Genomic DNA, 20,025 nt, shown 5'->3' on the forward strand with positions numbered 1-20,025 from the left:
ACTCCGCCAAACTCTTTAGTCGTGCTCAATCCCGGTTTTGTGCACTGCACCATTTTTTGACACGTACCGGTTAACGCGTCGCAAAACAATGCCCGTCTATCGCTTCCGTTCCCATTTAGCGAACAAAAGATGACGACGGTGCGAAATCTGGCGTGATCACCTAACGGTTTGAGATAAAAGGTGAAATGTGAGCCTTGCGGCAAAATAATGGCACGTGCCCCGCACTGCCACATTTTTAATCACAAGGCGCTTGCTTAGCCGGTTCTAAAGGAGCCCGGGACACGCGGCGCAGGATCATCGCCAAGTAAAACGCCGAGCTTGGCCGCGCATCCCAGAGGATGCGCGGCCTGTCAGCCAAGCCGTTGATTTTACGCAGGTATCTTGACGACGACCTCGGTCTTCTCGCCGGCCTTCGGCTCGAAAGATCCCGATTTCGTCTTCGAACCATTGACTTCGAGCGAGATCGACTTGGTCTTTTTGTCGCGGGTGACGCGAACCTTGATTTCGCCATCGAACATCTTGAGCGTGGCGGCGTAGCCATCCCAGTGTCCAGGCAGCTTCGGCCTAAACGTGATCTGCTTGCCGCGCCGCTCGATGCCCAGGATGCCCTCCACCGCGGCGCGATAAAGCCAGCCGGCCGAGCCCGTGTACCAGGTCCAGCCGCCGCGGCCGCCTTTTCCTTCGCCGGCGTAGATATCGGCCGCCACCACGTAGGGCTCGACGCGGTAGTGCTCGGCCGCCGCTTCGTCCGATGCATGGTTGACCGGGTTCAGCATCGAGAAGCAGCGATAGGCCTCGTCGGTGCGCCCCATCTCGGCCAGCGCGATGACGAACCAGGTCGCGGCGTGCGTGTATTGGCCGCCATTCTCGCGCACGCCCGGCGGATAGCTCTTGATGTAGCCGGGATCGTTGTGGCTGTTCGAGAAGGGCGGCGTGAATAGCTTGACGATCTTGAGCTCGTCATCGACGAGCATCTTCGTCGCCTGTTCCATGGCCGTGGTCGATCGCGCCGGATCCCCCTCGCCCGAAAGCACGCTCCAGGACTGGGCGATGGAGTCGATCTTGCACTCGTCCGAGTTGTGAGAGCCGAGCGGCGTGCCGTCGTCGAAGCTGCCGCGCCGATACCACTGGCCGTCCCAGGCCGTGCTCTCCAGCGCCCGCTTCAGGAGGTCCGCGTGCTTCGTCCAGGCCTGGGCGCGCTTGCCGTCACCCTGCCCCTTGGCGACGGGGGCGAAATCGCCCAGCGTCTTCAAGAGGAACCAGCCCAGCCACACGCTCTCGCCCTTGCCGCCCTCGCCGACACGGTTCATGCCGTCGTTCCAGTCACCGCCGAGGATCAGCGGCAGGCCGGCCGGGCTGCTGCGCTTGATGGCGAGATCGAGCGCCCTTGCGCAGTGGTCGTAGAGCGAGGCGGTGGTCTTGGTGATCTCGGGCGTGAAGAAGGCGTCGTGCTCGCCCTCGCCGAGCTCCTGCCCGTCGATGAAGGGGATCTGCTCCTTGAGGATCGCAGAATCGCCCGTCACCTCGACGTAGCGGGCGGTGGCGTGCGCCAGCCAAACCACGTCGTCGGAGATCATGGTGCGCACGCCGGCATCGGTGCGCGGCAGCCACCAGTGCTGCACGTCGCCTTCCGGAAACTGCCGGCGAGCGGCATTGAGGATCTGGTCGCGCGCCAGCTTCGGATCGTGCGCCAGCAAGGCCAGCGTGTCCTGCAGCTGGTCGCGGAAGCCGAAGGCTCCGCTCGCCTGGTAGAAGGCCGAGCGCGCGCGGATGCGGCAGGCCAGGCTCTGGTAGGGCAGCCAGTGGTTGACCATGGCGTTGAGCGCCTTGTCCGGCGTCTCGACCTGAATAGTGTCGAGGAAGCCGCGCCAGACGCGTTCGTTGTCGGCCAGACGCTGGTCGAAATCCTTGCCGCGATGGGTTTGGACCAAGGCGCTCGCCTCGGCGGCGGTCGCCGCATCGCCGAGCAGCCAGAATAGCGTCACGTCGCCGCTGGCCGGGATGTCGATGTCGCTGGCGATCACCGCGCACGGATCGTCGCCCGCCTCGACCCGGCCGGACAAGCCGACTCCGCCAAGCACGGCCTGCGGATATTCGGTCGTGCCGTGCCTGCCGATAAACTCTGCGCGGTCGGCGGTCACCGAATGGACCGGCGCCGTCGCGGCAAGGAAGGCCACCCGCTCGCCGAAGTCGAGCCCATAGGGGTTCTGGGCCAGCATGGCGCCGGTCGCCGCGTCCCGCGTCGGCACGATGGTCGCCGCCGTGCGCGAGCGATGGCCGCCGAGCACCCACTCGGCAAAGGCATAGACGCGCAGCCTTGCTGGTGCCGAACCGGTGTTCTGGATGCGCAGCCGGGTGATCTTCACCGGATCCACCGGGTCGACCACCTGCGTCAGGTCCATCGACAGCGGCCCGCGCTTCGAGCGGAAGGTGGAGAAGCCCTGGCCGTGCCAGGTCTCGTAGATCATCGAAGGGTCGCGCACCACCGCGGCCATCGGCGAGAACGCCTTGCCGCTCAACTGATCGTGGATATAGAAGCCCTCGCCCGGCCGGTTCGACACCGGATCGTTCGACCACGGCGTCAGCTGATAGTCGCGGCTGTTGCGGCTCCAGGTGAAGCCCGCGCCTTCGGCCGAAACATGGAAGCCGAAGGAAGCGTTGGAGATGACGTTGATCCAGGGCTGCGGCGTCGTGCGGCGCCCAGTCAGCCGCGTCACATAGTGGCGGCCGTCGCCGTCGAAGCCGCCGAAGCCGTTCCAGAGGCTGAGGCCGGTGCCGTCGGCGGCGATATCGGCGCCCTGGCTTGCCGGCGCCGGCTCAGGCAAAGGCGGCGACGGCTGGCGGGCCGGAGCGCCTTCCGCCTGCAGCAAGGCGTCGCGAGCCTGCAATGCCGCCGTCTCGGCCCGCTCGAGCTGGTCGAAGATGGTGCCGTTGCGGGTGTGGAGCGCGACGCGCGCGACCGACAGCAGGGTCTTGTAGGTCGGCTCGTCCATCAGATCGCGGCGCACCGCGAAGATGTGCTGGCGAGGTCCAAGCTCGCGTCCGCGCAGGCGGCTGTTCTCGCACAGCGTCTCCACCGCGCGCTGCAGGTCCTGCACATAGGAAGACGCCTGCTCGTTGACGACGACGAAGTCGATCATCATGCCGCGGGCGCGCATGTATTCCTGGAAGCGCAGCGCCTGGGCGACGATCTCGAGGTCGGCGACGTCACCGATGCGCACCAGGAAAATCGGGAAGTCGCCCGAGATGCTGGTCGGCCAAAGGCTCGACTGGCGACCGAGGCCCGAGGCGATGGATTCGGCCGGCAAGCGCAGGAACGGATCGGGATAGATGAGGTAACGCGCCAGCTTCTGCACGTTGGCGGCATCGGTCAGGCTGAGGCCGAGATGGCGCGTCTGCACCTGGCTGCGCGTCCAGGCGAGCATCGCCTGGCGAGCGAAGCTCTCCTGATGGTCGAGGCGGCCGATCGCCTCGTCGAGCTCGCCGCGATTGGCGCCGACGACGGTCCAGAAGGTCAGCGAGATCTTCTTGTTCGCCGGCACGCGCACCTGGCGGCGCAAAGCCGCGACCGGATCGAGCGTGAAACCTTGGCCGCCGCCGAGCCTGACGCCTGGATCGAAGGCGACGGCGTTGGCGATGGTACGGCCGCGGCCGATGAAGGCGCGCCGGTCGGTTTCGGCCTCGGCATCGCGCGACGGACCCGACGGGTCGGTGACGAAATGCACCATGGTGAGGTCGGGCTCGCTCTTCTCGCGCTTGCGCCTGGTGGCGAAGATGGCGCCGTTGTTCGGCGCGATCTCGGTCTCGACGAACATCTTCGAGAACGCCGGATGGGCGTTGTCCGAGGCTTCGTTGCCCAGCACCAGTTCGGCGAAGGACGTCACCTCGATATGCCGGTCGGTTGGACCGTCATTATAAATCGTGATGCGACGGCCTTCGCCGTTGCCTTCGGAAATGACGATGCATTCGACTTCTGAGCGCAGAGACCCAACCGACTTGGTGAAGCTCGCCTTGTCGTCGGCAAATAGCGTCTGGACGCGCTCGTTCTCAGCCCGCTTGGGCTCGGCGGTGGCCGACCACCAGTCGCCGGTCGCGGTGTCGCGCAGGAAGATGTAGGAGCCGAGGCGATCCTCGCTCGGGTCCGGCTGCCAGCGGGTGACGGCAAGCTCGCCGAAGCGGCTGTAGCCGGAACCGGTTGCGGTGACCATGACCGAGTAGCGGCCATTGGACATGACGCTGGTCGCGCGCAGCGCCTTGACCGGATCGAGGATGATGCGGGTGTCCGGGCTCTCGGTCTCAGTCTCGTCCTTGGCGCGCTCGTCTGCCTCGGTCCTGACGGTGGCGGCCGGGATGTCGCGCGGCGCCTTCTCCTGCAGGAGCAGCTCGGCCGATTCGATCACCGGATCGCTGTGGAAGCGCTCGCGCAGCCGGCCCTCGAAGATGGCATCCGCCACGGCGGCGATCGACATGCCGGAATGGTGCGCCATGTAGTTCTGGACGACAGCATGATCGGTGCCTTCCGGCACGCGCTGCGGCGTGAAATCGACCGCGTCGTAGTAGCCGTGGCGGCCCATGGCGCCGATCGCGCGCAGCCGCATCAGGTTCTGCACCGCCTCGCGCGGGTTGAACTGCGCCGCCAGGATGGTGGCGTAAGGAGCGATCACGGTGTTCTGGCCGAGGCCGCGCTTCAGGCCGAGCCCTGGCACGCCGAAATTGGTGTACTGGTAGGTGAGCTCGCGGTCGCGGGCGTTGTAGGCCGCTTCCGAGATGCCCCAGGGCACATTCTTCGAGCGCGCATACTGGATCTGGCGCTTGATGATGAGCTTGCTGGTCTGGTTGAGGATGGAGCCGTGCGGCTCCTTCATCACCAGCGGCGGCATCAGGTACTCGAACATCGAGCCCGACCAGGACATCAGCGCGCCTTTGAAGCCGATCTCGACGATCGGCCGGCCGAGCCGGAACCAGTGTTCCGTCGGCAGGTCGCCCTTGGCGATGGCGAACAGGCTGGTCAGCCGCGCCTCGGAGGCGAGCAGGTCGTAGCAGCTCTCGTCGAGCTGGTGCTCCTCGACACGGTAGCCGATCGACAGAAGCTTGCGCTCCTGCCGCATCAGGAAGGAGAAATCCATCTCGAAGGCGTAGCGGCGGCAGCGTCCGCGCAGCGCGAGCAGCTTGGTGCGCAGCGCCGAGACCGCGCTTTCGTCATTGTGCGAATCGTGCACATGCGCCTCGCAGGTCGCCTCCAGCCTTGCCGCCCAGTCGGCGATGACGTCGCTCTTCGGCGACGCGGCCTCGGTGTGGATCGCAGTGGCGAGCTTGCGGATCTCGCCGGCGAGCACGGCGAGATTGATGGTGCGGATCGAGGCCATCTCGGGCTGCGCCTTGATGGTCATCACCGCGCGGCGCATGCCGTCGAGCCGATCGGCGAGACGCTGGCGCAGCGGCCTCAGCTGCCGGCGGTCGTCGGGCAGTTCCTCCAGGCTCTCGTCGAGGATGGTGACGGTGTCGAGGATGCCCTCGAAATCGCCCTGCAGGTGGACGGACGGCGCCTCGGCCCATTCGGCGCAGGCCGCGGCCACCGCGACCAGATGGCCGGCAAGGTTGCCGCTGTCGACCGCCGAGATATAGAGCGGATAAAGCGGCTTCAGCGTCGTCGTGTCGTACCAGTTGTAGAGATGCCCGCGATCGCGCGGCATGTTCTCGATGGTCGTCATCGTGGCGTCGATGCGGGTGATGGCGTCGGACAGGCTGATCCAGCCGAAGTCGCGCGCCGACACCACCGAGAGCAGATAGACGCCGATATTGGTCGGCGAGGTGCGCGGCGCCACCACCGGCGCCGGGCTTTCCTGGAAATTGTCGGGCGGCAGATGATGATGCTCCGCCGTCACGAAGGTCTCGAAATAATGCCAGGTGCGGCGCGCCACGGTGCGCAGCGCATGGATGTCGGACGCCGAAATGCGCAGCCGGTCCTCGGTCTCGGCGGAGCGGCTGATCCAGCAGGCAACCGCCGGCGAGCCTATCCAGAAAATGGCGAAAAAGAAGGCGACGAACGCGCCGGTGGAATCGGCAAGCACCGGAATGGCGAGGCCGATGACGCCGATGATCACGGCGCCGTACATCATGCTGTAATAGGCACCCAGATCGCTGCCGCCGCTCTTATGCGCCTGCGAGGCGGTGCGCCACTCTAGGAGGTTCTGGCGGCTGACGAAGAGCCGGTAGAGCGTGCGGATGATGGCGTCGCCCATCATCCAGGCAAGATGCGCCATCAGCAGCACCTTCAGCGCCACCAGCGCCGTGCCGAAGACGGTGTCGCGCGCTAGCGCCGAGAAGTGGCCGCGCGGCGTCTGGTCGCCGCTCTTCGGCAGGATGCCGTTCACGATGTCGAAGGTAGGGGCCATGAACAGGCTGAGGATCAACAGCGCCTGCCACTGCGCGGCCTGGGTAAAGGGCAGCAGCGTCCAGCCGGCGACGCAGGCCATCACCCAGAAGATCGGGGTGAGCGAGCGGCGGAGGTTATCGACCATCTTCCAGCGCGACAGCGCGGGCACGCCGGAGCGCGGGTCGAACATGAAGCCGAGCAATTGCCAGTCGCCGCGCGCCCAGCGGTGGTGGCGCGAAGCGTCGACGGAGTAGCGGGTCGGATAGTCCTCGACCAGCTCGACGTCGGTGACGAGCGCGGCGCGCGCCAGTGCGCCTTCGAGCAGATCGTGGCTGAGGATGGTGTTTTCCTCGATACGGTTCTTCAGCGCCGTCTCGAAGGCATCGATATGGTAGAGGCCCTTGCCGGTGAAGGAGCCGTCGCCGAAGACGTCCTGGTAGACGTCGGAGACGGCGAAGACGTATGGGTCGAGGCCGCGATTGGCCGAGAAGACGCGCTGGAAGAAGGAGGCGTCGTCGCCGCTGGTCAGCGAGGCGGTGATGCGCGGCTGCAGGATGGTGTAGCCGGCGGTGACGACGCGCTTGGCCGGGTCGAAATGCGGACGGTTCAGCGGATGCGCGAGCTTGCCGACCAGCGTCGAGACCGCGTCGCGCGTGGTGCGCGTGTCGGCGTCGAGCGTCATCACATAGGTGACCTTTTCCGGCAGCGGCACGTCGAGCGGCAGGAAGGTGGTGTCGCTGTCGCCGCGCAGCAGCAGGTTGAGCTCGTGCAGCTTGCCGCGCTTGCGCTCCCAGCCCATCCAGCAGCCTTGCGCCTGATTGTAGAGGCGGCGGCGGTGCAGGAGGTAGAAGCGCGGCGCGCCTTCGGACGGGTAGCGGGCGTTCAGCCTGGCGATCTCGTCGCGGGCATATTGCAGGATCTCGATGTCGGCTGCGTCGATCTCGGTCTTGGAATCCGGCCAGTCGGACAAGAGCGCGAAATGGATTTCTTCCGCCGTGTTGGCGAGGTGATGCACCTCGATGTTGCGGATGTTTTCCTCGACGTCGTCGCGCGAGCCGATCAGCGAGGGCACCACGACCAGGGTGCGCGCCTCGGCAGGGATGCCGTGCTTGAAGTCATAGCCGACAAGCCTTGTCGGCTTCAGGAACAGCGAGACGACGGTGTTGAAGAAGGCCAGCGCGCCTTCGCTGGCGGGCACGGCAAACAGCGCCAGCATCAGCGTGATCGACGGCACGGAGAGGCCGAGATTGGCAAGCGCCTTGCCCGAAAGGAGGAGCAGCAGCGCTGTCAAAAGGAAAACCGGCACGACAATGCCAAGCCAGCCGGTGGCCGCGAAGGCCCGCTTGAAGGTCACATAGAACGGAGCCCGGTAGCCGATCGCCTCTTCCAGCTCCTGCCGACGCGGCCCGACCAGGAAAAAGCCGACATCGGTATGCACAGCGGGATCGGCAGTCTCAGGCACGCCGGACGCATCGGTGACCCCAGGGGTGTGGCCCGCAAGCTCGATCGCCTTTTCGGCGACACGGTATTCGGAGAGGTCGGAGCGGCGCGCAAGCTGCTCGATCGCGGTGCGGTACTGGTCGCGCGAGAAGAAATCGAGCGCGGCGAAATCGGTGCGTTCGCGCAGCAGCGTGTCGATACGGCTGACGCCTTCGAACCAGACCGTCCAGTCGACGTCGTTGATGAGGCGCAGGCCGCGGATGATGTTGCCGGTGGTGACGTTGCCGCTGGAGAGCGTCTGATGCTCGGAGATGATGATCTCCTCGGCGTCTGAGCCCGTCTTCTCCAGTTCACCCTCGAGCCATTCCAGCGCCCGGCCGGCGTTCTGCGAGCCGTCGCGCAGGCGGTAGAGGAGCTGGGTGGCGAAAGTCGTGTCCTGCGCATGCGCGGCGTAGGTCGACAGGATCCTGGTCCGATCGGCATTGTCGTCGGTCGCGAGCACGCGATCGGCGACCTCGTTGGCTATATGGCGCATCTTACGTGTGCGCTCGACCCGCACCGCGATACGGCGCAGGTTTTCGATCAGCACGAAGCGCAGCAGCGACGGCAGCGCCCAGAGCTCGCCGATCTTCAGCGGCTCGACCGACTGGAAGCCCTCGACGATCGCCTTGAACATGGTCGCCGAGACCGCGCTGTCGGAATGCTCGACATAGCTCCAGGCGACGGCGAAGGCGCGCGGCAACGCGGTGCCGTCGGCAAGCTTGAGCGTCGGCAACTGGCGGTAGAAACGGCGCGGCAGGTCGCGCTTGACCTGAAAGATGGTCTCCTCGACCAGATAATTGTTGTCGAGCAGCCATTGCGCCGCCGGCGTGATCGTCTCGCCCTTGGCCTGGGCGGCATTGGTCGAGCGGTAGACTTCGAGAATCTTCCTGGCGCTGTCGCGGATGCGGGCCTGGAATTCGAACGGCGAGAGCCCGAACAGGTCCCTGACCTCGCCCTTGGCCAGCGCGGCACCAAGCACGCGCAGCCGGTCTTCAGGCAGGAAATTGGAGCGTATCGGCGCTTCCGTGACGGTCGGGAGGCCGGTGCTTGTCTGTTCGATCTTGGTGGGGTTCGTCTGAATGTTCATTGATTATTCCGTAAGGCGGGCGCGATGCGGCGTCACCGCCACGGCAATGGCCCTAAAACCGGTTCAAATGCAATTGGTTGCATGTCAGGTTCGGCCGAAAGTTTTCTTGCGCTCCATGACAGGGGCGTCCCCTTTCGACAACTCAAGGGCGAACGCCCCACGCTTCCTTGCCCCAGGTTCGATCAGGGGAAGGATTCAGGCTTTTTCGTGATACATGCAAGGGGCCGGGCGATATTTCGCCGACGCCGCGATCATGTTTGGCAACAGCCGTTAACCGTTAGCGGCCAGACCGAGGAACCTGATGACGAAGACCTGCCCCTGCCCTTCGGGCTCGAGGCGCAGCTTCGGGCTCGTCCGAGCGAGGATGAGCGCATCGAGCGGTCCTAATAACGAGACGCTATCCATCGGGACTTTGATGCTGCCGCCAACCGGCAAAACAATCGTCGTGCCGTCGCCCGGCACGATTTCCACCTGACCTTGGAGCGGCAAGCGCTCGACCGCATGACTGAAGCGCCCGCGCCGGGTCATGACGTTGAGATCGGTGATCGGGCCGCCGATCAAGGCGGCACCGGTCCGCACGTCGCCCGGAAAGGAAAGCGGCGCCGAAGCTGCCGTCAGCCGCGCCGGCGGCAGGCCGGCGATGTCGAGCACGATGCCGTCCCCTTCCAGCACCGCTAGCGTGCGATCGACCCCGACAAAGCTGGAGAACGGCCCACCGGTCTCGACGCGCGCCATCGAGATGCGCCAGTCGAAATCGTCGAGACCGGCGCCGTCGGGCGAGATGGCAATCTCGGTAGTCGTGCCGCCGCCATTCTTCCACGGCATGACGCGGTAGCCGGCGGCACGAAGAATGCGCATCGCGTCAGCCCAGGATGCCCGGCAGGTTGAGCTGGTGCTCTTTCGCGCATTGGATGGCGATGTCGTAGCCGGCATCGGCATGGCGCATGACGCCGGTCGCCGGGTCGTTCCACAGCACGCGTTCCAGCCGCCTTGCCGCGTCAGGCGTGCCGTCGGCCACGATCACCATACCGGCATGCTGCGAAAAGCCCATGCCGACGCCGCCGCCGTGATGCAGCGACACCCAGGTGGCGCCGGACGCGGTGTTGAGCAGCGCGTTGAGCAGCGGCCAGTCGGAAACGGCGTCCGAGCCGTCCTTCATCGACTCTGTCTCGCGGTTCGGCGAGGCGACCGAGCCGGAATCGAGATGGTCGCGGCCGATGACGACCGGCGCCTTGAGCTCGCCCCTGGCGACCATCTCGTTGAAGGCGAGGCCGAGGCGGTGGCGGTCGCCGAGGCCGACCCAGCAGATGCGCGCCGGCAAACCCTGGAAGGAGATGCGCTGGCGTGCCATGTCGAGCCAATTGTGCAGATGCGTGTTGCCGGGCGTGAGCTCGCGCACCTTGGCGTCGGTCTTGTAGATATCTTCCGGATCGCCCGAGAGCGCTGCCCAGCGGAACGGGCCGATGCCGCGGCAGAACAGCGGGCGGATATAGGCCGGCACGAAGCCCGGGAAGGCGAAGGCGTTCTCGAAACCTTCATCCTTGGCCACCTGGCGGATGTTGTTGCCATAGTCGAGCGTCGGAACGCCGGCATTCCAGAACGCCACCATCGCCTCGACATGCTCGCGCATCGACGCGCGGGCGGCCTTTTCGACGGCCTTCGGGTCGGATGTGCGCTTCTCGCGCCATTCGGCCATGGTCCATCCTTTGGGCAGATAGCCGTTGATGGGATCATGCGCCGAGGTCTGGTCGGTGAGAATATCCGGGCGGATGCCGCGCTTGAACATTTCCGGCACGATCTCGGCGGCATTGCCGAGCAGGCCGACCGACTTCGCCTCGCCGGCCTTGGTCCAGCGCTCGATCATCTCCATGGCCTCATCCAGAGTCTCGGCCTTCTCGTCGAGATAGCGGGTGCGCAAACGGAAATCGATCGAGTCCGGATTGCATTCGATGGCGAGGCAGCACGCGCCGGCCATGACGGCCGCCAGAGGCTGAGCGCCGCCCATGCCGCCGAGGCCGGCGGTCAGGATCCACTTGCCCTCGAGATTGCCGCCATAGTGCTGGCGGCCGGCCTCGACAAAAGTCTCGTAGGTGCCCTGAACGATGCCTTGCGTGCCGATATAGATCCACGAGCCGGCCGTCATCTGGCCGTACATCATCAGGCCTTTTCGATCGAGCTCGTTGAATTTCTCCCAGGTCGCCCAGTGCGGCACGATGTTGGAATTGGCGATCAGGACGCGCGGCGCATCCTTATGGGTGCGGAAGACGCCGACCGGCTTGCCGGACTGCACCAGCAGCGTCTCGTCCTCGCCGAGCGTCTTCAGCGAAGCGGCGATACGGTCGAAATCGTTCCAGGTGCGCGCCGCCCGGCCGATGCCGCCATAGACGACCAGCTCGTTCGGGTTCTCGGCGACCTGCGGGTCGAGATTGTTCATCAGCATGCGCAGCGGCGCCTCGGTCGTCCAATAGCGGGCGTTGAGCTTGTCGCCGCGCGGGGCACGCACTTCGCGGATGTTGTGGCGGGGATCGGTCATATGGTCACTTCCCTTTCGATGAGGTGCGGCGGGCGCGTCAGCGCGCGGCCCAGGCAATCGCGGTTTCGAGAATGGTCTTCAGCGTGGCGCGGATCGGCGCGGCGTAGCTCGGGTCGTAAGGCACCGGCCAGTTTTCCGGCGCTCCCTTTTCATTGGGCTCGCGCATGTAGCCGCGGTTGGAGAGTTCCATCTGCAGCGCGTGGATGCCGTTCTGCGGCTGGCCGAAGCTGCGCGTGATCCAGCCACCCTTGAAGCGGCCGTTGACCACCCAGCTCTCGCCGGTCGCGGCGAGAATCGCGGCCACCTCTTCCTGCAGCGACGGATCGGTGCTCTTGCCGTCATTGGTGCCGAGATTGAAGACGGGCAGCGTGCCTTCGAACAGGCGCGGCAGCACCGAGCGGATCGAGTGGCAGTCATAGAGCACGATCTTTTCGTGCATGCCGCGCAGCCGACCGATCTCGGCCTGCAGGGCGGCATGATACGGTACGAAATAAGTTTCGCGGCGCTGGTCGATCTCGGATGGCGTCGGCTCCTCGCCCATGCGGTAGAGCGGGTCACCATCGAAAGTGTCTGTCGGGCAGAGCGTGGTCGTCGCCTGTCCCGGATAGAGCGAGACGCCGGAAGGATCGCGGTTGACGTCGATGACGGTGCGCGAGATGGCGGTGTGCACGACGGTCGCACCGAGGTCGGCGGCGAAGTCGTAGAGCCTGTCGATCCACCAGTCGCAGTCGCGGCGCCCGAGCCAGGTCGAGACCAGCCGGCTGTCGAGCCCGGCAAGGTCGATGCCGGTGTGCGGGATCGAGACCAGCAGCGGCGCGGTGCCGCGCGTGATGGTGAGCCAGGAAGGGGTGGTCATAGAAAATCTCCCTGCGCTGGAGTTCTACGACGCCCCCCTCTGTCCTGCCGGACATCTCCCCCACTTGGGGGGAGATTGGCGGCTTCGGCGCCTCGCTTGGTCCTGCGGCTTTGGAGATTGGCGAAAGCCGGCGCGACGGCTGATCTCCCCCCTTGTGGGGGAGATGTCCGGCAGGACAGAGGGGGGCGCGAAGGAACTCGACCTCTCATGGCGTGAAGCCTCACGACGCAATCCCCGGCAACACAACCGCGCTCGCCGCTTTCACCGCGGCGCCGCTGCGCACCAGGGCGATCGCCTTTTCCATGTCGGGGTGGAAATGCCGGTCATTGTCGAGATGCGGCACTTCGGTCCGGACCAGCTTGCGCACGGCTTCCAGCGCATCGCTGGACGCCAGCGGTGCATGGAAATCGCAGCCCTGGGCCGCCGCGAGCAGCTCGATGCCGATCACGGCGGTCGCGTTCTCGATCATGCCGAGCAGCCGGCGCGCGCCGTGGGCGGCCATCGAGACATGGTCTTCCTGGTTGGCCGAGGTCGGAATGGAATCGACGCTCGCCGGATAGGCCTTCTGCTTGTTTTCCGAAACGAGCGCGGCCGCCGTCACCTGCGGGATCATGAAACCGGAATTCAGGCCAGGCTTCGGCGTCAGGAAGGCCGGCATGCCGGAGAGCGCCGGATCGACCAGCATGGCGATGCGGCGCTCCGACAGCGAGCCGATCTCACAGACGGCGAGCGCGATCATATCGGCGGCGAAGGCCACTGGCTCGGCATGGAAATTGCCGCCCGAAAGCGCCGTGTCGTCCTCAGCGAAGATCAGCGGATTGTCGGTCACGCCGTTGGCCTCGGTTTCAAGCGTATCGGCGGCCTTGCGCAGCACGTCGAGCGCGGCGCCCATCACCTGCGGCTGGCAGCGCAGGCAATACGGGTCCTGCACGCGCTCGTCGCCGACGCGGTGCGATTCACGGATGGCGCTGCCGGCCATCAGGTTGCGCAGCGCATCGGCCGTCTCGATCTGGCCGCGATGTTTCCTCAACAGATGGATGCGCGGATCGAAGGGCGCGTCCGAGCCGCGGGCGGCGTCGGTCGACAGCGCGCCGGCGACCAGCGCCGACTGGTAAAGCGTCTCGGCCTCGAACAGGCCGGCGAGCGCAAAGGCGGTCGAGAACTGCGTGCCGTTGAGCAGCGCGAGACCCTCCTTGGCGCCGAGCGTCACCGGCTCCAGCCCGTGCGAGACGAAAGCGACCTTGGCCGGGAAGCGGCCATGGGGCGTGAAGCATTCGCCGACGCCGATCATGACCGCCGTCATATGCGAGAGCGGCGCGAGATCGCCGGAGGCACCGACCGAGCCCTGCGCCGGCACCACCGGGATGACGTCATTGGCAAGCATCCCTTGAAGCAGGTCGATAGTCTCGGCCCTTACACCGGACGCGCCCTGGGCGAGGCTCGCAAGCTTCAGCGCCATCATCAGCCGCACCACCGCGACCGGCATCGGCTCGCCGACGCCGGCGGCATGCGAGAGCACGATGTTGCGCTGGAGCGTTTCGAGATCGTTTGCCGGAATGCGGACGCTGGCCAATTTGCCGAAGCCGGTGTTGATGCCATAGACCGGTTCGCCCTTGGCGACGATGCGGGCGACCGCTTCGGCGCTGGCCTTGATCTTCGGCCGGCAGGCATCATCAAGCTTCGGCACGGCGCCGCGATAGATGGCCTGCCAGTCGGCAAGCGTCGCGCTGCCGGGCTTCAGGATCAGTTCGGTCATTGTCCTCTCCAGATGCGGGCATGGAGCGGGTTGAAGCCCATGCGGTAGACGAGTTCGGCCGGGCGCTCGATGTTCCAGATGGCAAGGTCGGCCGACTTGCCGGCTTCCAGCGTGCCGGTCTTGTCGAGCAGGCCCAGAGCCCGCGCGGCCTCGCGTGTGACGCCGGCGAGGCATTCGTCGACGGTCATGCCGAAGAGCGTCGCGGCCATGTTCATGGTGAGCAGCAGCGAGGTGAGCGGCGAGGTGCCAGGGTTGCTGTCGGTGGCCACCGCCATCCTTACGCCGTGCTGGCGGAACAGATCGACCGGCGGCTTCTTGGTCTCGCGGATGAAGTAGTAGGCGCCGGGCAGGATCGTCGCGACGGTGCCGGCCTTGGCCATCGCCGCGGCGCCCTCCTCGTCGGTGTATTCCAGATGATCGGCCGATAGCGCGCCATAGCGGGCGGCAAGTGCTGCGCCATGCAGGTTGGAGAGCTGGTCGGCGTGGAGCTTTACCGGCAGGCCGAGCGCCTCCGCCTTGTCGAAGACGCGCGCGATCTGTTCCGGCGAGAAGGCGATGCCCTCGCAAAAACCATCGACGGCGTCGGCGAGCCTTTCGGCGGCGACTTCCGGCAAAATCGTATCGGCGACGAGATCGATGAAAGCGTCCTTGTCGCCCTTGGCTTCCGGCGGCAGCGCGTGGGCGGCGAGGCAGGTCGTGCGGACCGTGACCGGGCGCTCACCGACCAAACGGCGGGCGGCGCGCAGCGACTTCTTTTCATTGTCAGCATCGAGGCCGTAGCCTGATTTGACCTCGACAGTTGTCACGCCCTCGGCGATCAACGCATCGAGGCGCGGCAGCGTCTCAGTGACGAGCTCGTCCTCGCTGGCGGCACGCAGCGACTTGACCGAGGAGACGATGCCGCCCCCAGCGCGAGCCACTTCTTCATAAGTGGCGCCGGCCAGCCGCATTTCGAATTCGTTGGCGCGGTTGCCGGCATAGACGAGATGTGTGTGGCAGTCGATCAGGCCGGGCGTGATCCAGCGGCCCGCGCAATCGATGTTTTCGGCGCCCTGCCCGAGCGCCACCGGCAAATCGGCCTCGGCGCCGGCGTAGACAATGAGCCCGTCGCGAGCGGCGACGGCACCTTTTTCGACGATGCCCAGGCCTGCCGCGCCTTCGGCCATGGTCGCCAGGCGCGCGTTGCGCCACAGACGAAGGCCGCTCTTCCCGTTTTCTCCACCCATCGTCTTTTCCATTTGAAAGGATGGCAATTATGTATATACATATTGAAACGCGACGCAAGTGGTAATGTCGCTCGGACATTCAGATTCGGGAGTTGGGACGTGACGGCGATCTTTGCGGAACGGGCGCTGCTGCCTGAGGGCTGGCGAGGCAATGTGAGGATCGCTTTCACTGCCGGCCGCATCACCGCGGTCGGGGCCGGCGCCTCCCCGCAGGCCGGCGACGAGCGGCACGCCATCCTGTTGCCCGGCATGCCCAATCTGCACAGCCACGCCTTCCAGCGCGGCATGGCGGGGCTGGCCGAACTGCGGGGGCCTTCCGCCGACAGTTTCTGGAGCTGGCGCGAGGTGATGTACCGCTTCGCGTTGTCGATGACGCCGGACCAGGTCGAGGCGGTCGCCGCGCAGCTTTATGTCGAGATGCTGGAGGCCGGTTTTTCGCGTGTCGGCGAGTTCCACTATCTCCACCACGACCGCGACGGAAAGCCTTATGCCAACATCGCCGAGATGGCCGAGCGCATCGCGGCGGCAGCCGGAGAGACGGGTATCGGGCTGACGCTGCTGCCGGTCTTCTACGCCCATTCCGCTTTCGGCGGTGCCACGCCGAACCAAGGCCAGCGACGATTCATCAATGATGTCGAGCGGTTCGGGAGCCTGCTTGAGAAAAGCCGCGAAAGCGCATCGCAGTTGGAACGGGCAGTCGTCGGCGTCGCGCCGCACAGCCTGCGCGCCGTGACGCCGAACGAGCTTACGGCGGTCGCGGCGATGGCGCCGAACGGCCCGATCCACATCCATGTCGCCGAACAGGTAAAGGAAGTGGAGGATTGCGTGGCCTGGTCGGGCAAACGGCCCGTCGAGTTCCTGCTGTCCAAGGCGGACGTGGACAAGCGCTGGTGCCTGATCCACGCCACGCATATGACCGAGGCCGAAACCTCCGCCATGGCGAAGAGCGGCGCGATTGCCGGGCTGTGCCCGATCACCGAGGCCAATCTCGGCGACGGCACCTTCGCCGCGCCGCTGTTCATCGAGCATGGCGGTCGCTTCGGCGTCGGCTCGGACTCCAACGTACTGATCGGCCTTCCGGACGAGCTCCGGCAGCTCGAATATTCGCAGCGCCTCGCCCACCGCGCCCGCAACGTGCTGGCACGCGCGGGCGGCTCCACGGCGCGCGCGCTATTCGATGCCGCGCTCGACGGCGGCAGCCAGGCGCTTGGAGCCGGCCCGTCGCGGATTGCCGTTGGCGGTCCGGCCGACTTCGTCTCGCTCGACGCCGGCCATCCCTCGCTTGCCGGCAAGACGGACGACGCGATCCTCGACGCCTGGATCTTCGCCAATGGCAGCAAGGTCGATTGCGTTTGGGTGCACGGGAAAAAGCAGGTCAGCGGCGGCAGGCATGCCAAACGCGAGGCCGTCGCCGAGCGGTTCCGCAAAGTGATGACGACGCTTTCCGAGGGCTGATCCGATGAGCATGGCCGCAACGGCAGAGATGGAGGACGGCGAGACCCTTTCGCTGCATCAGCGCATCCTCTCCGACATCCGCGAAAAGATCCTGTCCGGCGCTTGGGCGCCCGGCCATCGCATCCCGTTCGAGCACGAGCTGACGGCGGAATACAAATGCTCGCGCATGACGGTGAACAAGGCGCTGTCACAGCTCGCCAAGGCTGGGCTGATCGAGCGCCGCCGCCGCTCCGGCAGCTTCGTGCGCCAACCGCAATCGCAGGCGGCGGTGCTGGAACTGCACGACATCAGGATCGAGGTCGAAGCGCTCGGCCTGCCCTATCGCTACGAGCGGCTGGAGCGCCTGAGGCGGCGCAGCAATGCCGAGGACCGCGCGTTGCTCGGGCTCTCCGGCCCAGGTCCGGTGCTTTGGCTGGAAAGCCTGCATTTTGCCGGCGAACGGCCGTTCGCGCTCGAGCAGCGGCTGATCAATCTTTCAGCCGTGACCGGGGCCGGCGAGGAAGAATTCCTGGAAATCGCGCCCGGCCCCTGGCTGATCGGCCGCGTGCCGTGGAGCGAGGCCGAGCACCGCATCCGCGCCATGGCCGCCGACGACACAATCGCCGATGCGCTCGACATCGATCCCGGCGCGCCCTGCCTGGTGGTCGAGCGACGAACATGGAGCGCGGAACACCCGGTCACGCATGTGCGCTTCATCTACCCGGCGGAAAGCCACACGCTGGTGGCAAGGTTTACCCCGTCGCAGGGGTAGCGCCAACGCCCCTTCTCCCCTTGTGGGAGAAGGTGGATCGGCGCGCAGCGCCGAGACGGATGAGGGGTGCTGGAAGAAATGAGGCGTCGAAAGGTTGAATGATTACAGGCGCCTAGCTCGCCCGAACTCGCGATCCTTCCAACACCCCTCATCCGGCCGCTTCGCGGCCACCTTCTCCCACAAGGGGAGAAGGGAACGCCGCGCTAAATCGCCGCCGTAATAATGATCTCGACCAGATATTCCGGGCCGGCGAGCTTGGCTTCGCCGGTGGCGCGGGCGGGCGTGTGGCCCTTCGGCACCCACTTGTCCCATTCGGAATTCATCTCGGCGAAGGTGCTCATATCGGCCAGCCAGATGATCGCCTGCACGATCTTGGTCTTGTCGGTGCCGGCCTTGGCCAGCAGTTCGTCGATGGTCTTCAGGATGTCGCGGGTCTGCGAGGCGACGTTGCCGCTGGGCTCGCCGACCTGGCCAGCCAGATAGACGGTGTTGCCGTGGATGACGATCTGGCTCATGCGCGGGCCGACATCGATGCGACGAATGCTCATGGGAGGTTCCTTCCTTATGGGAGTCGTGCTTCTTTAGAGTCCGTGCCGGCTCCGGGCAAGGCCGCCGGACGCGAAACCAATTGAGCCAATTGTCCGACTTCCACCTCTCTCGGCTACACGGCGAGTTGACCGGCCGAGAGACGGTTCCGCCGATCTGTCTTGTTGACTAATGTAATAACATCACATATCGACAAAGCCCCTAAGATTTGCGGCCCGACCCGGAAGCCTGATGACCAATGCCTGCCTGACCTTCAGCGACCTGACGCTCGGCTACAACAGCCATCCGGCCATTCACCACCTCAACGGCATCGTCCGCAAAGGTTCGCTGACCGCCGTTGTCGGCGCCAACGGCTCGGGCAAGTCGACCCTGATGAAGGGCATCGTCGGCGTGCTGAAGCCGATGGAAGGCAAAGTGGCGCGCGCGCCCGGCATGCGCACCGCCTATCTGCCGCAGCAGTCGGAGCTCGACCGCAGCTTTCCCGCGCGGGTCGTCGACCTGGTGTCGCTCGGCCTGTGGCCCAAGCGCGGCATGCTCGGCCGCTACACCAAAGAGGATCGCGAGTCCGTCAGCAAGGCGCTGATGGCTGTCGGCCTCGGCGGCTTCGAGAAGCGGCCGATCGACACGCTGTCCGGCGGCCAGCTGCAGCGCACGCTGTTTGCCCGCGTGCTGTTGCAGGACGCCGATTTGATCCTGCTCGACGAGCCGTTCAACGCGGTCGACCACAAGACCGTAGGCGACCTCATCCAGCTGATAAAGCGCTGGCATGGCGAGGAGCGCACGATCATGGTCGTCGTGCACGACCTCGAACTCGTCCGGCAGAATTTTCCGGAGACCCTGCTGCTTGCCCGCCAGCCCGTCGCCTGGGGCGACACGAAAGAAACGCTGCGGCCGGAGAACCTGCTCAAGGCACGGCGCTTCCACGAGGCCTGGGAAGAGAATGCGCCCTGGTGCGAGCCCTCCGAACACGATCATGGCCACGACCACGCGCATGGCGACCATGCCCATGCGCACGATCACCATCATGACCATCAGCACGGTACCGGACCGAGGGCGGCGTGATGGATTTCCTATACGGCCTGTTCATCGCGCCTTTTGCCGATTTCGCCTTCATGCAACGGGCGCTGTTCGGCTCGCTGATGCTGTCGCTCGGCGCCTGTCCGGTCGGCGTCTTCCTGATGCTGCGGCGCATGAGCCTTTCGGGCGACGCGATGGCGCATGCCATCCTGCCGGGTGCGGCCGCCGGCTTCCTGCTCTATGGCCTCGAGATCCTGCCGATGACTGTCGGCGGCCTGATCGCCGGCATCATCGTGGCGCTCGGCGCCGGCGCCGTCTCGCGCTTCACCATCCAGCGCGAGGACGCCTCGATGGCGGCCTTCTATCTCATTTCGCTCGCCGTCGGCGTGCTGATGGTGTCGATCCGCGGCTCCAGCGTCGACCTGATGCATGTGCTGTTCGGCACCGTGCTGGCGCTCAACAATGAGGCGCTGGCGCTGATCGGCGGCATCGTGGTGGTGACGCTCGCCAGCCTCGCCATCTTCTGGCGCGCGCTGGTCGCCGAATGCCTCGATCCGCTGTTCCTGCGCTCGGTGAGCCGCATGGGCAGCCCGGTGCATTTCGTATTCCTCGGCCTCGTCGTGCTCAACCTCGTCGGCGGCTTCCAGGCGTTGGGCACGCTGCTGTCGGTTGGGCTGATGATGCTGCCGGCCGCCGCCGCGCGCTTCTGGACGGTGCGCGTCGAGCCGATGTGCGGGCTGGCGGTGCTGATCGGCTTTGCTTCCTGCATCGCCGGGTTGCTGCTCTCCTATCACGCATCGCTGCCCTCCGGCCCGGCGATCATCCTTTCGGCCGGCGTCGTCTATTTCTTCTCGATCGTGTTCGGCTCGCGCGGCGCGTTGCGCGCCCGCATCGTGCATCACCGCCACCGGACCGCCTGAGCTCAAACCCAAGCAAGGAG

General features: G+C 65.9%; 11 protein-coding genes. 4 read left to right on the plus strand and 7 right to left on the minus strand.

What is annotated here, in order from left to right:
- Positions 1 to 368: 368 nt before the first annotated feature.
- From QAZ47_RS22670 to hutI, 6 genes are all read right to left on the minus strand, one after another.
- Complete coding sequence (locus QAZ47_RS22670) at positions 369 to 8,945, minus strand: glucoamylase family protein (protein ID WP_278230796.1); 8,577 nt, start codon at positions 8,943 to 8,945, stop codon at positions 369 to 371.
- Positions 8,946 to 9,215: 270 nt separating this feature from the next.
- Positions 9,216 to 9,803 (minus strand): HutD family protein, encoded by a 588-nt coding sequence (locus QAZ47_RS22675; RefSeq protein ID WP_278230797.1) that lies wholly within the window; start codon positions 9,801 to 9,803, stop codon positions 9,216 to 9,218.
- A gap of 4 nt (positions 9,804 to 9,807) precedes the next feature.
- Positions 9,808 to 11,478, minus strand: coding sequence for a urocanate hydratase (gene hutU / locus QAZ47_RS22680; RefSeq protein ID WP_278230798.1), 1,671 nt, complete (start codon positions 11,476 to 11,478; stop codon positions 9,808 to 9,810).
- Between the two features lie 37 nt (positions 11,479 to 11,515).
- Positions 11,516 to 12,334, minus strand: a complete 819-nt coding sequence (gene hutG, locus QAZ47_RS22685; protein WP_278202980.1) for an N-formylglutamate deformylase — start codon at positions 12,332 to 12,334, stop codon at positions 11,516 to 11,518.
- Between the two features lie 220 nt (positions 12,335 to 12,554).
- Complete coding sequence (gene hutH / locus QAZ47_RS22690) at positions 12,555 to 14,090, minus strand: histidine ammonia-lyase (protein ID WP_278230799.1); 1,536 nt, start codon at positions 14,088 to 14,090, stop codon at positions 12,555 to 12,557.
- On the minus strand, positions 14,087 to 15,316 hold the full coding sequence (gene hutI / locus QAZ47_RS22695; protein WP_278230800.1) for an imidazolonepropionase: 1,230 nt from the start codon (positions 15,314 to 15,316) through the stop codon (positions 14,087 to 14,089). The genes hutH and hutI overlap by 4 nt, the downstream gene beginning before the upstream one ends.
- 99 nt (positions 15,317 to 15,415) lie before the next feature.
- Between hutI and QAZ47_RS22700 the strand changes: the two genes are divergently transcribed.
- Both QAZ47_RS22700 and hutC read left to right on the plus strand, forming a co-directional pair.
- Positions 15,416 to 16,771: a formimidoylglutamate deiminase gene (locus QAZ47_RS22700; protein ID WP_278230801.1), complete on the plus strand. Its 1,356-nt coding sequence runs from the start codon at positions 15,416 to 15,418 to the stop codon at positions 16,769 to 16,771.
- A 10-nt stretch (positions 16,772 to 16,781) separates the two neighbouring features.
- Positions 16,782 to 17,522 carry a histidine utilization repressor gene (gene hutC, locus QAZ47_RS22705; RefSeq protein WP_278233848.1) on the plus strand — a complete coding sequence of 247 codons (741 nt, stop codon included), beginning with the start codon at positions 16,782 to 16,784 and terminating at the stop codon, positions 17,520 to 17,522.
- 203 nt (positions 17,523 to 17,725) lie between these two features.
- On the opposite strand, the gene QAZ47_RS22710 is transcribed toward hutC, so the two are convergent.
- A complete protein-coding gene (locus QAZ47_RS22710) occupies positions 17,726 to 18,070 on the minus strand; it encodes a RidA family protein (protein WP_278202984.1) in 345 nt (114 codons plus the stop codon).
- Between the two features lie 229 nt (positions 18,071 to 18,299).
- Between QAZ47_RS22710 and aztA the strand changes: the two genes are divergently transcribed.
- Positions 18,300 to 19,130 (plus strand): zinc ABC transporter ATP-binding protein AztA, encoded by an 831-nt coding sequence (aztA, locus tag QAZ47_RS22715; RefSeq protein WP_278202985.1) that lies wholly within the window; start codon positions 18,300 to 18,302, stop codon positions 19,128 to 19,130.
- Positions 19,130 to 20,005: a zinc ABC transporter permease AztB gene (aztB, locus tag QAZ47_RS22720; RefSeq protein ID WP_278207913.1), complete on the plus strand. Its 876-nt coding sequence runs from the start codon at positions 19,130 to 19,132 to the stop codon at positions 20,003 to 20,005. The genes aztA and aztB overlap by 1 nt, the downstream gene beginning before the upstream one ends.
- Positions 20,006 to 20,025 lie beyond the last annotated feature (20 nt).

It is taken from the genome of Mesorhizobium sp. WSM4904 (assembly GCF_029674545.1).
GTDB lineage: Bacteria > Pseudomonadota > Alphaproteobacteria > Rhizobiales > Rhizobiaceae > Mesorhizobium.

Coding starts and splice junctions, on each gene's coding strand:
- QAZ47_RS22675 (WP_278230797.1), bottom strand. CDS start 9,803: ATGCGCATTCTTCGTGCCGCCGGCTACCGCGTCATGCCGTGGAAGAAT.
- hutG (WP_278202980.1), bottom strand. CDS start 12,334: ATGACCACCCCTTCCTGGCTCACCATCACGCGCGGCACCGCGCCGCTG.
- hutC (WP_278233848.1), top strand. CDS start 16,782: ATGGCCGCAACGGCAGAGATGGAGGACGGCGAGACCCTTTCGCTGCAT.
- QAZ47_RS22710 (WP_278202984.1), bottom strand. CDS start 18,070: ATGAGCATTCGTCGCATCGATGTCGGCCCGCGCATGAGCCAGATCGTC.
- aztB (WP_278207913.1), top strand. CDS start 19,130: ATGGATTTCCTATACGGCCTGTTCATCGCGCCTTTTGCCGATTTCGCC.
- QAZ47_RS22670 (WP_278230796.1), bottom strand. CDS start 8,945: ATGAACATTCAGACGAACCCCACCAAGATCGAACAGACAAGCACCGGC.
- aztA (WP_278202985.1), top strand. CDS start 18,300: ATGACCAATGCCTGCCTGACCTTCAGCGACCTGACGCTCGGCTACAAC.
- hutU (WP_278230798.1), bottom strand. CDS start 11,478: ATGACCGATCCCCGCCACAACATCCGCGAAGTGCGTGCCCCGCGCGGC.
- hutI (WP_278230800.1), bottom strand. CDS start 15,316: ATGGGTGGAGAAAACGGGAAGAGCGGCCTTCGTCTGTGGCGCAACGCG.
- hutH (WP_278230799.1), bottom strand. CDS start 14,090: ATGACCGAACTGATCCTGAAGCCCGGCAGCGCGACGCTTGCCGACTGG.